Below are 14,671 nucleotides of genomic sequence, written 5' to 3'. Positions count from 1 at the left end.
AAATGAATTCAAAACAGATTGCGGAACAAGCGACGATTCAAAGCTTCTTAAATTGCTATTTAAGAGAAACAGGAGATTATAAGCTCGAAAAGGATAATAGCCTCTGCGACTTGGTTAGCAGATTAGCAGATCGCAAGGAAGTAAAACAACTAATCGATTGCGAATTATCCAACCAAGATATTCACTTATATATTCCATTAAGATATTGGTCGATCACTGGAAGGCATATTTTTTCATTTCCTCTCTTTTATTCTCTTTCCTCTGACAGTAATCAACTGTTTGAGCTTGATTATGTAACGCTCACAAGTATGGTGATCAAGGAGTTGAATATGAACGCTGGGGCTGCAAGCAATGGGACTGGATATCAAGATGAACTGATGATGCGAGTCATTTTAAGTTGCCAAAATATCGAAAATTTTGTGCGAGCGCGTTCTAATGAGGCGGATCATCTCTATCAGTCTGATATGAACTTCATAGAATCAGAGCAAGCATTGATATTTGGTCACTTACTGCACCCGACACCAAAAAGTCGTCAGGGAATATCTGAATGGGATGCCCCCTTTTATTCGCCAGAGTTAAAGGGAAAGTTTCAATTACATTATTTCCGGGTCCATATATCGATTGTCGAACATGGGTCCGCCCTAGAAAATACAGCAATAAAACTTGTAAAAGAACAATTAAAGGAAGATCCTCAAATAACAAGTGAATTCAAAGCGAACTATTGTCAAGTCGATGAGTATGCGCTTATCCCGATTCACCCGTGGCAGGCCGCTTTTCTCATGCGGAAACCACACGTAAAAGCATTGATGGAGCAAGGATTAATCGAAAGTATTGGAAAGCAAGGGCGTCCCTTTTATCCAACGTCTTCTGTTCGGACAGTCTACCATCCAGAAGAAAAATATATGTGGAAGCTTTCCCTGAACGTGAAAATTACAAATTCTATTCGTGCGAATAAGAGGATGGAGCTTGAAAGAGGAGTAGAAGTTAAAAAATTGCTTGACGGCAAGATTGGTGAAGATCTAAGAAACAATCATCCTCATTTTCAAATCATCAGCGATCCTGCCTTTTTAACTGTTGCGATTGATGGAGAAAAGGAATCTGGATTTGAAGTGATTTTAAGAGAAAATCCATTTTATTTAGAACGTGCTTTGAATGCAACTTCAGTTGCTGCACTATGTCAGGATTCGATCGATGGACATTCCTCAAGACTAGCAGAAATAATTAAAGAATTAGCGGTTAAGGAGGAACGTTCAACGGAAGAAGTGAGCTTGGATTGGTTCCGATGCTACCTAGGTCGTTCTTTGAAGCCGATTATGTGGCTTTACTTAACTTATGGGATCGCTCTTGAAGCGCATCAACAAAATAGTGTTATCCAATTAGCAGAAGGTTATCCTGACCGCTTCTATTATCGAGATAATCAAGGTTATTATTATTGCCAATCTTATCATGAGCGGCTTAATCGACTTTTACCAGGGATTAGCGAAAAAAGTAACACCGTATGCACGGACGCGATTGCAGATGAACGTTTACTGTACTATTTTTACTATAATCATTTGCTCGGCTTAGTTAACGCATTTGGTGTAAGTAATCTGATAGAGGAAAAGAAGCTCCTGTTCGAAATCAAGGAAGCATTAGAACAGATTGAACTACCAGTGGAAACCTCATCGCAGCTTATTAATAGCATACTTACATATGAAACCCTGCCATGCAAAGCAAACTTACTCACGCGTTTCCACGACATGGATGAGTTGACTGGTTCCTTGGAAACACAATCGGTTTACGTGGACATCGATAATCCTTTAGTTGAGAAGGAGTTGGATACAATTGAGGCTTATTGATGAGGAAACAGGTTATGAAATCTCATTCCGGCGAGTCGAGCTAGAGGACGATTTGGATCGCTTGCATCATTGGCATCATCAAGCCCACGTTATTCCCTTTTGGAAGCAAAACTTTCCTTTACCAAAATATAAGGAGCATTTGTACAAACTATTATGTGATCGCCATCAATCTTTATATATTGGCTATGTCAACGGAGAACCGATGAGCTATTGGGAATGTTACTGGCCTACCGAAGACATTATTGGGAATTACTATCAGCATGAAGACGCAGATCAAGGGATTCACCTATTGTTCGGTCCTGCGAAATTTTTAGGGAAAGGATTAGCCTTACCACTCGTACGTGCGATGACAGCCTTTATGTTTCAGCATGAGGGTACGAATAAAATTGTAGCTGAGCCAGACATTCGCAACGGAAAGATGATTCATATATTTAAAAAATGTGGTTTTGAACCACAAAAGGAAATCGTACTGCCTGATAAACAAGGATTACTTATGTTTTGTGAGCGATCAACCTTTTTTAGGAGGTGGAAAGATGTCAACTTCATTCAGCAACTGCATGTATGATGTCATTGGCGTTGGTATTGGTCCATTTAATCTCGGCTTAGCTGCTTTAACAGAAGAGGGATCGGAAGTAAAAGCACTTTTTTTTGAACAAAAGCCTCATTTTGAGTGGCACGGAGGGCTTCTTATCGAGGAGACGACCCTTCAAGTCCCATTTTTTGCCGACGTTGTCACGATGGCGAATCCGAAGAGCAAGTTTAGTTTCATTAATTATTTACACGAGCATGAACGATTGTACAAGTTCTATTTTCTGGAACGATTCCACATCCCAAGAAGAGAGTACAACCATTATTGTAAATGGGTCTCTGAGCAACTGGCAAGTTGCCACTTCGGGAAGAAAGTGACAGCGATTCAGTGGCAAACGAATATCGCTGAAGAGAGCTCCTTGGAAGAAGAACTAGACAACCGTAACGGTTACTTTAAAGTCGAAATAGAGGACGTGGAAACAAAGGAAATCCGCTACTATTATGCCCTTAATCTCGCCATTGGAATTGGCAGTGCTCCTTATCTTCCAAATAGCATGTCTGATCATTCGAAAGAAGACCTTTTTCATTCTGCTGAATTTTTAAGAAATCGAGATCGGTTGCGTCAGGCGGATTCCATTACGGTGGTAGGATCGGGACAAAGTGCCGCTGAAGTTTTTCTTGAACTGGTAAAGGAACAGCATCTTTATCACTATCAATTGGATTGGTTTACCCGGTCAAAAGGCTTCTTTCCAATGGAATATTCAAAGCTAGGGTTGGAGCATTTTTCACCGGATTATATCGATTATTTCTATCAATTATCGCAGGAGAAAAAGGACGAACAGCTACCGAAACAAGACTTGCTATATAAAGGAATTAGTCCGACGACGATTGCTGATATTTATGATGCACTCTATGAATATTCCGTTGGAGGAGATACTCCTCCTGTTCGATTGCTCGCTAAAACAGAGATAACGAACGTGAAGGAAATCAGCCAAGGTAAAAGCAGGAATTATCAACTACATTGCAGGCAATGGGAACAAGAGAAAACTTTTACGCATGAAAGTGAGGTTATCGTAGCAGCTACAGGCTATCAACACCCTATACCGAAGTTTCTATCCGACCTGCACTCGCTGATTGAGTGCGATGAGAAAGGAAGGTATAGCGTACAGGAAAATTATCAACTTACGCTTACGCAGGATATTTCCAATAAAATTTTTATACAAAATGGAGAAATGCATACCCACGGAGTTGCGGCACCTGACTTAGGCATGGGAGCCTATCGGAATTCGATCATTATTAATCAACTCGCGAATCGGGACGTATATCCTGTTACGAAGCGAAATGTTTTTCAGCAATTTGGAGTTACCTAAATGACTACTTCCAAAGCAACCCAGACAGTGTTATTTTCCTTGATTTATTATTTCGTATATACAGATGTAGCACTGTCTCCCTTTTATCCTCAGTTTTTTGAGAAGGTATTTGGAATTACTGATTTGGAATATACAGCTTTTTATATTTTCATCGCTCGTTTTACGGTGGTCATTGCTGTTCCGATTTTGGGGATTCTTTCCAAGTACTTTGAAGTAAAGCATTTGTTATATATTGGTCAATGGATCTCCGTTGGAATGTTAGTTGGAATGGCAGGTGCGCAAAATGTCCAGCAATTTTTATGGTGTACTGTTTTACTTTTAATTGGGAAAAGTAGTTTTTTTCTCATTTACCCATTGTTGATTGCTCTGAATGGAGAGAAAAAACGTTCTACGGTTGTTGGGATTTACCACACAACCTTTCACGGCGCCATCATCCTAGGGACATTATCTGGTGCGTGGTTCATTAACCTTGAAGACCCTTTGCTTTTATTTTACGGATGGGCTGTGGTTGAGGCCACTCTTTGGTTTATATGTTGTATCTCCTTACGAAAGCTACCATCCAGAAAAAAAATCGTGGCTAAAAAGACTTCGGTTCAATCAGGTGGAAAACAATTTCGTTTTTTAGTAGCAATCGGACTTGTCATTTTTGCCTTTCATGTAGCTAACAATATGATTCGTCCGTATTTTACAACCTTTACTATCACTGATTTTAATCTGTCGTTACTTGAGAGTAGTATCTTATTTTTGATTCCGAGTCTGATGGCACTTATTGCTTATCCAACTATTCGAAAATTCTGTTCACCTGATAAATTATCATTTGTTTTTGCATTCGCTTTAGGTATTTTAGCAATAAGTCTCACTTTACAAGGAATGACAAATAGTTTACTTGTCTTATGTATAGGAAGAGCTTTTTATGGTTTTTTTCTTGCAATCGCACAATCTACACTTGAACTTTACTTATTCCAAAAAAGCAGCAATCAGCTAAACGTCAACTATACAATTGCATCCTCTTTTCAAAATGCAGGTTTGTTAGTCGCTCCATTGCTCGCATCAACTTCCGTTGTTACCTATAACTTAGCAGCGCCTTTGGTTGTTGCTGGAGCAATTTGTTTGCTAACATTTTTCGTTGCATGCTTAACCATTCTTAAAGATCGAAAAACACCAATTCAAAAAGATGTCGCGAAAGAAGTCGTATAAATCAAAATCGAAGGAAGTGTAATCATGCAAAATAGTAATCATGTACAAGAAATATTAACACCTGAAATTTGGGATCAAGTTAGTCTGAACTTATTAGTAAAAATGATTTCAGAGTTTATGTACGAGGAAATTATACATCCGGAGGTTATGGAGGAAACAGCAAATTTCACTCTGTATAAACTAACCCTGAATGAAGGAAAAGCTGGTCAAGAAATTTGCTATCAATTTAAAGGAAAAAAACGGTTGATGGATAGCTATCGAATTGATCCGGATACGATTCATTGCGTGAGAAATGGCCGAAGGGATAGAGCGTTAAAGCCAATTCAATTTCTTTTAGATATTCAGCAAACCGTCGGAATCAAACCTTTGACAACAGGACATCTCATCAAGGAATATAACAACACTTTACTAGCAGATGCTCATATTTTACATAAAAAGCAAAAACAAAGTGTTGAAGATTTAATTGATATGGATTATGGAGAATTAGAGGGAGAAATGGAGGGACATCCTTGGATCACTTACAATAAAGGACGTATTGGATTTGATTACCAAGACTATCTCTCGTATTCACCCGAACAAAAAAAACGGGTGAAGCTTTCATGGATAGCCGTTCATAAAGATTATGCAAGCTTTCATTCTGTTTCAAAATTAGAGTATGAAACATTCATCCAAGCAGAGCTAGGAATTGAAAATTTCGATTCTTTTTTAGAGCTTTTAAAAAGGAAAAAAGTAGAACCTATAGACTACCTTTTTCTACCGGTTCATGAATGGCAATGGAATAATGCCATCATTCAATATTTCACGGAGGACATCGCTCAAAAAAGAATCATTCCTCTTGGTGAAGGAGGAGATGATTATCTACCACAACAGTCGATTCGTACGTTCGTTAACACAAGTGACAAAAGCAAACATCACGTTAAATTACCAATAAGTATTTTAAATACCCTAGTATACCGTGGTCTTCCTGGGGAACGCACCGTTGTCGCACCAACCATTACAGAATATATTCATAGCATCCGTGATCAGGACTCTTTCCTGCGAGAAGAATGCCGGTTGATCTTGCCTGGAGAAGTGGCTAGTGTTAACTATGACCATCCCTATTATTCACAGTTGGAAGGGGCTCCTTATCAATGTCTTGAAATGTTAGGAAGCATTTGGCGTGAAAGCATCTACTCATTTTTAGATGAAGGAGAACAACCTATCACATTGGCTTCTCTGCTTTATGTAGACAACGCTGGCAAGCCATTTGTAGCATCACTCATTGAAAGGTCAGGATTATCGGTCGATGAGTGGATAGACAAACTACTTCGCGTAACATTGCCGCCACTATTGCATTTTCTTTATCAATATGGAACGGTGTTTTCACCGCACGGGCAAAATACAGTCATCGTGTTAAAGGATTATGTTCCCCATCGTTTAGCTATGAAAGACTTTGTGGATGATGTGAATGTTAGTGGCGAACCACTTCCTGAACTGCTGCATTTACCAAAGGAATTAAAACCTATTCTTCGCAGTGAAGAACCAGAAGGGTTATGTCAATTTATTTTCACTGGGCTTTTTGTCTGCCATTTTCGTTACTTATCGGATATTTTAGATATCTATTATCACTATGATGAGGAAAGATTTTGGCTCTCACTACGAGAAACAATTATCGCTTACCAAAGCCGTTTCCCTGAATTAAAAGAAAGGTTCCAACTATTTGATTTGCTGAAACCGTCTTATACGAAGCTATGCTTAAATCGTAACAGAATGATTGATTACGGCTACGAGGATGACGACGATCGCCCTCACGCATCTAAATTTGGAAAAGTTAAAAATCCCTTGCATCTTCATCTTCCATTTATTAAAGAAAAAGTAAACGCGTAAGGGGAATCTAAAACAGTCTGTATAGGCGAAAGTATTCTTTCTACTGCCTTGTGTGAGGAGCTTTTTTCACACTTGGCAGTTTTTGTTCATTAGTATTATCACTGATTCGTAACCAAATCCGTCCATTTTATCGACAAAATCACTAAAAATACCTGTTCCTGCACCAGGGAGAACAAAACCGGTTATATCTGGCTTCCATATCTAATCTCCAGCGCTAACAAGCCTACAAATGAAGCAGAGAACCGTCCCCATGTTTCCCTAGGCGGGGATGGTGAGGTGGAAGGTGGTGCCTTTTCCTTTGGTGGTTTTTATATTTATGGAACCGCCCAGCTTGCTGACAGTGGAATAGACCATAACCATACCGAGGCCTGTCCCTTCTTTTTTCGTGGAGTAATAGGGCTTGCCAATGTCCGCCATTTCTTCTTTTGTCATGCCAACTCCGGTATCTGTAATTTTAATACTGATCTTGCCTTTATGTTCCCCGACATCGATAAAGAGAGTTCCGTTCTGATCTTTCATCGATTCAATTCCGTTTTTATACAGATTGACCAAACATTGCTGGAGCTGATTTTTGTCATACTTTTTTAATAAAGTGTTGTCAAAATGATAGTCCAACTCTACTTGATGAAGGTTGGCATAGGACTGCATAATCTTATTCACATATTCGAATTCTTCCTTTAAGTTGGAATGAACCATATGTTCCGCCTGAGGTTTAGCAAGCGAAAGAAAATCAGTCACAATCTCTTCCGCCCGCTTTGTCTCTTGTAATGCAAGGTCTACATACCGCTTATCGTCCTTCGTTATATCTTTTGATTGATGTAAAAGTTGAAGAAACCCGCTAGTAACCGTGAGTGGGTTTCTTATTTCATGAGAAACACTCGCTGACAATTCACTGATGATATGAAGTTTTTCGGATTCCAAAAATTTTTCACGTGTTTTAATATTGGTAATCGTTTTCTCAATGAAAACCATCATAATAATCATCCCTGCAGCATGAATCACAAGGACATTGACCGCCATAAACCAGAATTCAGTCGTTATCGTTTCGTATAAACCTGCTAGAATCAAGAGATAACAGGACATCGTTCCAATAGAGGCAAGAGCTGCTATTTTTAGTCGGTCTCTCCCGTTTTTTTTTAAGAAGTATTTGCTCAATAAACACACGGCCACAAGTACGATAGTTGAGAATAAAAAGGAAAGTAATATTCCTTCTCCACCAATCATAAATCGATAGACGTTTAAAACAGCGTATAATGGTAAGCCAATTTTAAAGCCACCGAAAAGCGATGCGATAATAAAAGGAATATAGCGCAAATCATAGATGAATCCAAGTTCTAATTGGATAGGATACGTCATACATAGAACGATCGAACAAGATGATACTAGTAAAATAAACAGGTTGTTATTGTAACTATTTAGTCGATGTTCAAAGAAAATAACATACAACATGGCAGGAAAAAGCAGAAAGAAAAAGTTCAAAAGCAAGATTTCAGTCAAGGTAAATCCTCATTTCAGTTGGAACCATTTTTTAATAGTATAGCAAACAAACAAGGTGAAACAAAGGGACGGTTCTGTGCTTCATTCCAGCAACTAAAAACAAACCAGTCTGCGTGAAGCGATCTCTCTTTCACGTAGACTGGTTTTCTGTTAATAACGTTGTGTTCCTAAATTTTTAAAATGGATATGATACAACTCGAATTTATTATAGGTCGATTGTTTTCTATGGAAACCTTTTACGGCTCCTCGGGAAACCCATCCTGCGAGATCTTCGGAAATTACTTTTCCCTTTGCTTTCAGCAGCTTGAGCGTTTGTAACTACTTCCTTCGCTTCGCTATAGGCATGATTCTGTTTCACTATAGTGGTACCCAACTGCCAACCACTATAGATGATACAAAAAGCACCCCCTAGGATTAATAGTCTTGGAATACTTATCTTCATTAAACCGATCCTCTCTTCCTATATAGCATTCTTTAAAAGCAAACACCCTCATATTAATGAGGATGTTTGGCTTATTACAATGAAGCTGTTTTTCTTCTACGTGCAAAATGAGTGGTAAGTCCTAATAATAGGGAAAGTATCCCCAGTAATAACGTATTGTAGTAAGATGTTGCGGTGTCAGGAAGCAATTTACCATTCGAATTATATGCAGAAGATTCTACTAGGAATTCTGATTCGTCGGAATCCTTGTCTTTTTCTTCTTGCTTTTTCTCTGCCTTATCTTTCTCCTTCTTTTGCTGATCTTCTAACTTCTCTTTTTCTTTATCCTTATCTTTGTCATTGAGATTCTCTTTCTCTTTCTCTTTTTCATCCTTATCTTTTTCCGGATTCAGTGGCGTTCCTTCATCTTCTTCCGGATCAGTTGGTTCTGGATCTGGTGGTGTCTCTTCATTGATCCCTTTTGTGAATGTCCAAATATCAGATAATGTTCTACCTGTATATTGGTCTTCGGCTGCTACGTACCAAGAGTAGGTTGTATTATCGGAAAGGGTTTGCCATACTAATTCAGCATTTGCACCACTTTCAACACCCTCTACTTTACCTATCTCTGTATCGGTATAAATATTGACAGAAAAATAATCGGTAGCTACTCTTTTTTCTTTCACGGATAAATCGACATCAATCGTAAACTCATCTTTTCCTGGGTACTCCACTGGATCATAGTAGTTATAATCATCCAAATATGGTGAGTACGTATTAATCGCAATTTGATTATTGTCTTGGTCAAAGTGCAGTAGTCTCAAATACCCTTGTCCGCCTTCAGGTCCACCTTGGTAATCTGCAAGCATTTGATAGACTTTTCGATCTACTGAACCATCGCCATTATCATCTATTTCACTGATCAACGTTTCTGCGTCATGATAGTGTCCACTTAAAACAGCAATGACATTTTCATTAGGTTCAATTATTTCATTGAAGATCCGATTTCCTAATGGGCTTCGGTTTCCAGAGACGAGCAAATATTCATGAAAATTCAAAATCGCTAATCGATCAGGGTATTCTGCTAAAACGGCACTCATCCATTCGATGTCTTCATCCTGGATTCCCCAACCCATGTACATCATAATAAAATCATTCCCATTTTCGGAGATTAAGTCGAAGTGACCACGATTGTTTTTATAAGAGCCTCCGTAATAAGGTTTGTCTTCAAAACGGTCTTCACCAAACCACTTAGAATACTCCGTATAATCGTCATTCAGGTAATCGACATCATGATTTCCCGCTAAAACACCGTATGGAATATCATTCTCATCTAACGTTCCCATATACTCATCGGCGTTTTCCCATTGATACTCTTGATAATACTTGTCAACGAGGTCACCTGTATGGAAAACATATTTTATTTTCATCTCATCCTTCATCTCAGCTATCCATTGTGTCTGTTGATCAAAAATTTGAGGATAGCTTTCTGAATAATACTGCGTGTCAGAAATCCATGCAAACGTATAGTCATACTCATCAGGTGAGCTTGGAATCTCATCCTGAACGATCACATTAATTTTTTGATCCTTCACAAACGGACCATAAGCTACATTTCCTTTTAATTCAAAATCCTCTGTTCCTGCTACCTTATAGATGATTAACTCCCATTTAGAAGTATCATGGTTCCATGCATACATGGAAACTTTTCGCCCATCTAATGAGTTTCCGTTCCAAACGAGTTCAATTGTATCGTCTACATCCACTTCAGCATCCACAGATACTTCAAAACGATGGTATGGGAACTGTGAACTTGAATCATTCACTAAATACTCCCCGTCTAATTCAGAGATAACAGCATAATCTTCTCCTTGAAATGCCATTTCACCATCTGGAATCATTGTGTCAGGTGGCTCAAAATCAGAAGCATTTGAGAATCCAGCTAGATGATCCGGTCGATTTCCATCATATTTAAAGCCTTGATAAAAGGAGACATCTAACTCATCCTTCGTTGGGTCACTTACTTTTACCGTTAACGCAGGATTCCCGTCAACGGAACTTGAAACACCATCGGTTGGTGCAATGAGTTCGGGTTTTTCCGGATTTTCATTCACAACAGAAAATGGAACGACTAACTCTTCTTCGTTTCCAGCATGATCTACTGCAAGCACAGTGAGTTGGTGATCACCTGCTGCTAGCTGGGAAGAAGCTGTCTCATACGGAGTTTCGATTTCCTGCTCATCAAGAAATACCGATACAGATTGAACCCCTGCAATTTCATCCGTAGCTGTCACATCAATCGTGAAGGCTCCTTTGTACTTTTTCCCCTCTTCTACATTAGTTGTGATTTCAGGTGATGTATTATCCACACGGATAGTGACACTCTTTTCATTCGTTTGATCCTGCACCATAACAGAGTGTTCGCCGTCAGACACAGCTGTTGTGTCCCATTTATAGGTTTTTGAAGGCGTAATATCTTCGGTGAGATCGAATGTAAAATGTTCAAACGGGCGATATGTTCCATCGTCACCCATATCAAACGTTTGATTCGGATCACTCTTCACCGGATCTGTAAGAATCGTTCCATCAGATAAAACGAGACGAACATTACGAAGATTAAAGTCATCGCGGTTTTCCTCAACTATGTCTAATTCAAATGGGGACGATTTATTTCCAGCACGGACAGTTATCGTATTTTCCCCTAACTGCAGTCGACCAGCTTCAATTGGAATCGTAATTAATGTCCAATCCGACATCGTTTTATCAAACACGTGTAAAATATCTTCGTCCATAGTTACTCCGTTTTGGAACAGCGCATTTATTCCGCTTACTTCATAAGCAAAATAGGCATCATATTCAAGTGATTGATAGAGATCTTCCGTTACTTCGGTTTGATCAATGAATAAATTGACATCGTCTGAAGAACCGGATTTTGATGTTCCCTTCAGCGTTTTTTCTCCGCTTAAAACCTCACCCTCTATTACATTAAGACGAAGGTCCGATCTATCGTAGAAACTAGTAATCTCTATCCGTTTCACGTCACTTTTCACTTCATTTACACCATCAGACACAAGATAGTAATACTCTATGAATTCTTTACCGATAATATCTGGGGAAGGAATGGTATATTCGAAGATGTCCGTTTCCTTATTTTTATCCAATATATTTTCGGAAAATGCTGTTTCTATATTTAATTTAGTAAACAAACGAACGGATATAACCTCTTTATCATCGTTTGCTTCCGCTTTAATATGAATATCTTCCGTTTCGCTAACTTCCGTTTGCTCTGTTAAATCGGTAATCGTTGGGTTTTCGTTATCCTCTCCAAGCTCAACAGCTTGATTAGGTACCTGAAACGATTCGACAATTCCTGGTGTAGCATCCTCAATACCGGCACTTATCTTTGTTGATTGCGTCGAACCATCCACCGGGTACTTATAAAGGATTCCTTTATTTGCCTTGGTATCATCTTCACTCGGGTTATCATTGTAATAGGAAACCCCTATTTGTTTTTTAGCATTTGTTGCAACAAGAAGTCCCCTCATTGCTCCATTTGCCATACCAGCACTGTGCACGCGAACAATTTCTTGATCTTTGATTAAACTCGTTCCATAATTTTTGTTGAAGTCCGCTACGGTTTGATCCCCATTTTGATCGTTAATGATCCAGAAAACGAGCGTCTCCTTTGAAGGAATGACAACCTCTTCTGGAACAGACGGCCAAACGATATCCGTATTAGGATCTGATCCATATCTATACGAAAGTTTATAGTCATTAAAATTGATATCTTTGTTTGTATTGTTATAGATTTCAACAAACTCAAATCCATCAGCTGTCCCCACGTTTGTGGAATCAGGTACAATCTCTGTAACAAGAAACTGTGGCACGCTGTTATAGTCAATGTCTTCCACAGTTTCCACGGAAATTTCATACTCCTCCGTATTGCTTACAGTAAATCCATCTGTCGCTTCGATCATATAAAACACGTTTGATTCCACATCTAAACCAGGTATTTCCGCTGTATACAAAGAGGAATCTTCTGAACGCTTCATCGGTATTGTTTTTTGATCCATTCCTTCTATCCTGTACGAAAGCGTTGCTATCGGCACAGCAACATTATCCGTAATGGTCGCTTCAATCGAAATAGATTCAAAGGCAGTGCCTTTTGTTACCGGTTCATGTGTAATTACTGGTGCTTCGGTATCTTCCGGTGTTTCAGGTAAGGATACTTGCTCGCTTGGTACTTGAGCTTGTTTCACTTCTCCTGGAGTAGATGCTGCCAAGCTTTCATACTTGTCCATTGAAGTTCCTGACTCCGGGAACATATAGTGGATACCAGCTCCAGTGTTATCATTATCTTCTCCTAAGTAGCTAGCTGAAACTATTTCCTTTTCTTCCTTGTCTTTAAGTACTAATGCACGGTCCCCACCATTTGCAAATCCAGGGAATACGTCTGTAAATTCAACCACTTGATCACTGGTTAATTCAGTACCGTGATTTTGATTAAACTCGTCTAACGTCAGATCTCCAACATTGAACCAAAAAACTATGGTTTCTTTTGAATGAATCGTTGTTGCTGGAATCTGAAAAGGAAGTTCAGTTCCAGAAGATGTATAATGGTATATAAATGAATAGTTTAATAACGATAGAGATTGATCTGTATTATTATAAAGCTCGAAAAACTCATAATAATCGGTTCCACCACTTGCTGAGTTTGGAGATAATTCCGTAATGAGTAACGGAAGTTCACTCACTGTTTGCTCTACTGCTGATACACTCACTTCTTCTTCCTCTTGCTCTGCTGATTCTTCTTCTTTTACTTCTTCTTGCTCTTGCTCTGCTGATTCCTCTTCTTTTACTTCTTCTTGCTCTTGTTCTGCTGATTCCTCTTCTTTTACTTCTTCTTGCTCTTGTTCTGCTGATTCCTCTTCTTTTACTTCTTCTTGCTCTTGCTCTGCTGATTCCTCTTCTTTTACTTCTTCTTGCTTTTGTTCTGCTGATTCCTCTTCTTTTACTTCTTCTTGCTTTTGCTCATCTGTTACTTCTTCTTTTATTTCGCCTAGCTGGTTTCCCCCTTCACTAGGCTTTGTTTGGTTTTTAATTTGTACTTCTTCGACTGATCCAGGAGTCGGCTCCGACAGTTTTTCTAGGTTGTCCATCTCTGTCCCTGATACTGGATATTGGTATTGAATTTTAGTAACGAGCGTATCCTTGTCTTCCTCTGAACAGATTGCTGAAACAACTTCATTTCCAGCTTGATCTTTCAAGATGATTGATTTAGAGGGGTTTCCATCCTCATCAATCTTCGGAAATATATCAGTAAGCGGAACCATTTGATCCCTGGTCAATTCCGTGTCAAAATTCTGATTGAATTCTTCTAAACTACGATCGTCATGATTGAACCAAAAAACGAGCGTTTCCTTTGCATCAATCGAGGTGTCTGGAATTTGAAAGACTACTTCTTTTTCACTGTCGGTATAATCATAGAAAAGTGAATAGTTATTTAATGAGATAGTTTCTCCTGTTGTGTTGTACAACTCGAAAAATTCATAATTATCGGTTCCACCACCGGATCCGTTTGCTAATAGTTCTGTGATTAGTATTGGTAGTTCTTGATCCGTTGAAGCAGTATTGTTACCTTCTGCGAAAACAGGTTTTGTGTGAAAAGCAAGACTCATATTCGAAAACATTACCAAGAACACACAGAAAACCACAAGCATCTTGTTTATTCTTTTCTTCATCCTGTACATGCTTTTTCCCCTCCCAAATAACTTTTTCTTCTGCAATCTTCTACAATTCTATACAAAGGTTAATAAGAAAGTTTAAAGACAATGTAAATGAATATAAAGTTTATTTGTAATGAGTTGGGAGCGATATTCAAGTTTTTCCTTTAAATAGGTAGTCAGAATAAGGCTTTGAACTATTTTTCGTTTTATTAGCCATTCCGAAAGTTC

At 38.8% G+C, this 14,671-nt stretch carries 7 protein-coding genes; 5 read left to right on the top strand and 2 right to left on the bottom strand.

Going from position 1 to position 14,671, the window contains the following annotated elements; genetic code table 11:
- Nucleotides 1–2: 2 nt before the first annotated feature.
- Genes CEF18_RS21250 through CEF18_RS21230 form a run of 5 tightly spaced genes read left to right on the top strand, consistent with a single transcriptional unit; the run spans nucleotide 3 to nucleotide 6,799 of the window.
- Complete coding sequence (locus tag CEF18_RS21250) at nucleotides 3–1,838, top strand: IucA/IucC family protein (protein WP_110938488.1); 1,836 nt, start codon at nucleotides 3–5, stop codon at nucleotides 1,836–1,838.
- On the top strand, nucleotides 1,825–2,403 hold the full coding sequence (locus CEF18_RS21245) for a GNAT family N-acetyltransferase (protein WP_223292422.1): 579 nt from the start codon (nucleotides 1,825–1,827) through the stop codon (nucleotides 2,401–2,403). The genes CEF18_RS21250 and CEF18_RS21245 overlap by 14 nt, the downstream gene beginning before the upstream one ends.
- Complete coding sequence (locus CEF18_RS21240) at nucleotides 2,372–3,736, top strand: lysine N(6)-hydroxylase/L-ornithine N(5)-oxygenase family protein (protein ID WP_110938486.1); 1,365 nt, start codon at nucleotides 2,372–2,374, stop codon at nucleotides 3,734–3,736. Before CEF18_RS21245 ends, CEF18_RS21240 begins: the two co-directional genes overlap by 32 nt.
- On the top strand, nucleotides 3,737–4,933 hold the full coding sequence (locus CEF18_RS21235; protein WP_110938485.1) for an MFS transporter: 1,197 nt from the start codon (nucleotides 3,737–3,739) through the stop codon (nucleotides 4,931–4,933).
- A 24-nt stretch (nucleotides 4,934–4,957) separates the two neighbouring features.
- Complete coding sequence (locus CEF18_RS21230; RefSeq protein ID WP_110938484.1) at nucleotides 4,958–6,799, top strand: IucA/IucC family protein; 1,842 nt, start codon at nucleotides 4,958–4,960, stop codon at nucleotides 6,797–6,799.
- A 258-nt stretch (nucleotides 6,800–7,057) separates the two neighbouring features.
- On the opposite strand, the gene CEF18_RS21225 is transcribed toward CEF18_RS21230, so the two are convergent.
- A complete protein-coding gene (locus CEF18_RS21225; RefSeq protein ID WP_110938483.1) occupies nucleotides 7,058–8,296 on the bottom strand; it encodes an ATP-binding protein in 1,239 nt (412 codons plus the stop codon).
- A gap of 516 nt (nucleotides 8,297–8,812) precedes the next feature.
- Nucleotides 8,813–14,467, bottom strand: coding sequence for a lamin tail domain-containing protein (locus CEF18_RS21215; protein ID WP_110938481.1), 5,655 nt, complete (start codon nucleotides 14,465–14,467; stop codon nucleotides 8,813–8,815).
- Nucleotides 14,468–14,671: the final 204 nt, after the last annotated feature.

The sequence above is a fragment of the Salipaludibacillus neizhouensis genome, from assembly GCF_002886185.1.
Lineage (GTDB): Bacteria > Bacillota > Bacilli > Bacillales > Salisediminibacteriaceae > Salipaludibacillus > Salipaludibacillus neizhouensis.
This window is presented reverse-complemented; position numbering and strand designations above follow the sequence as displayed.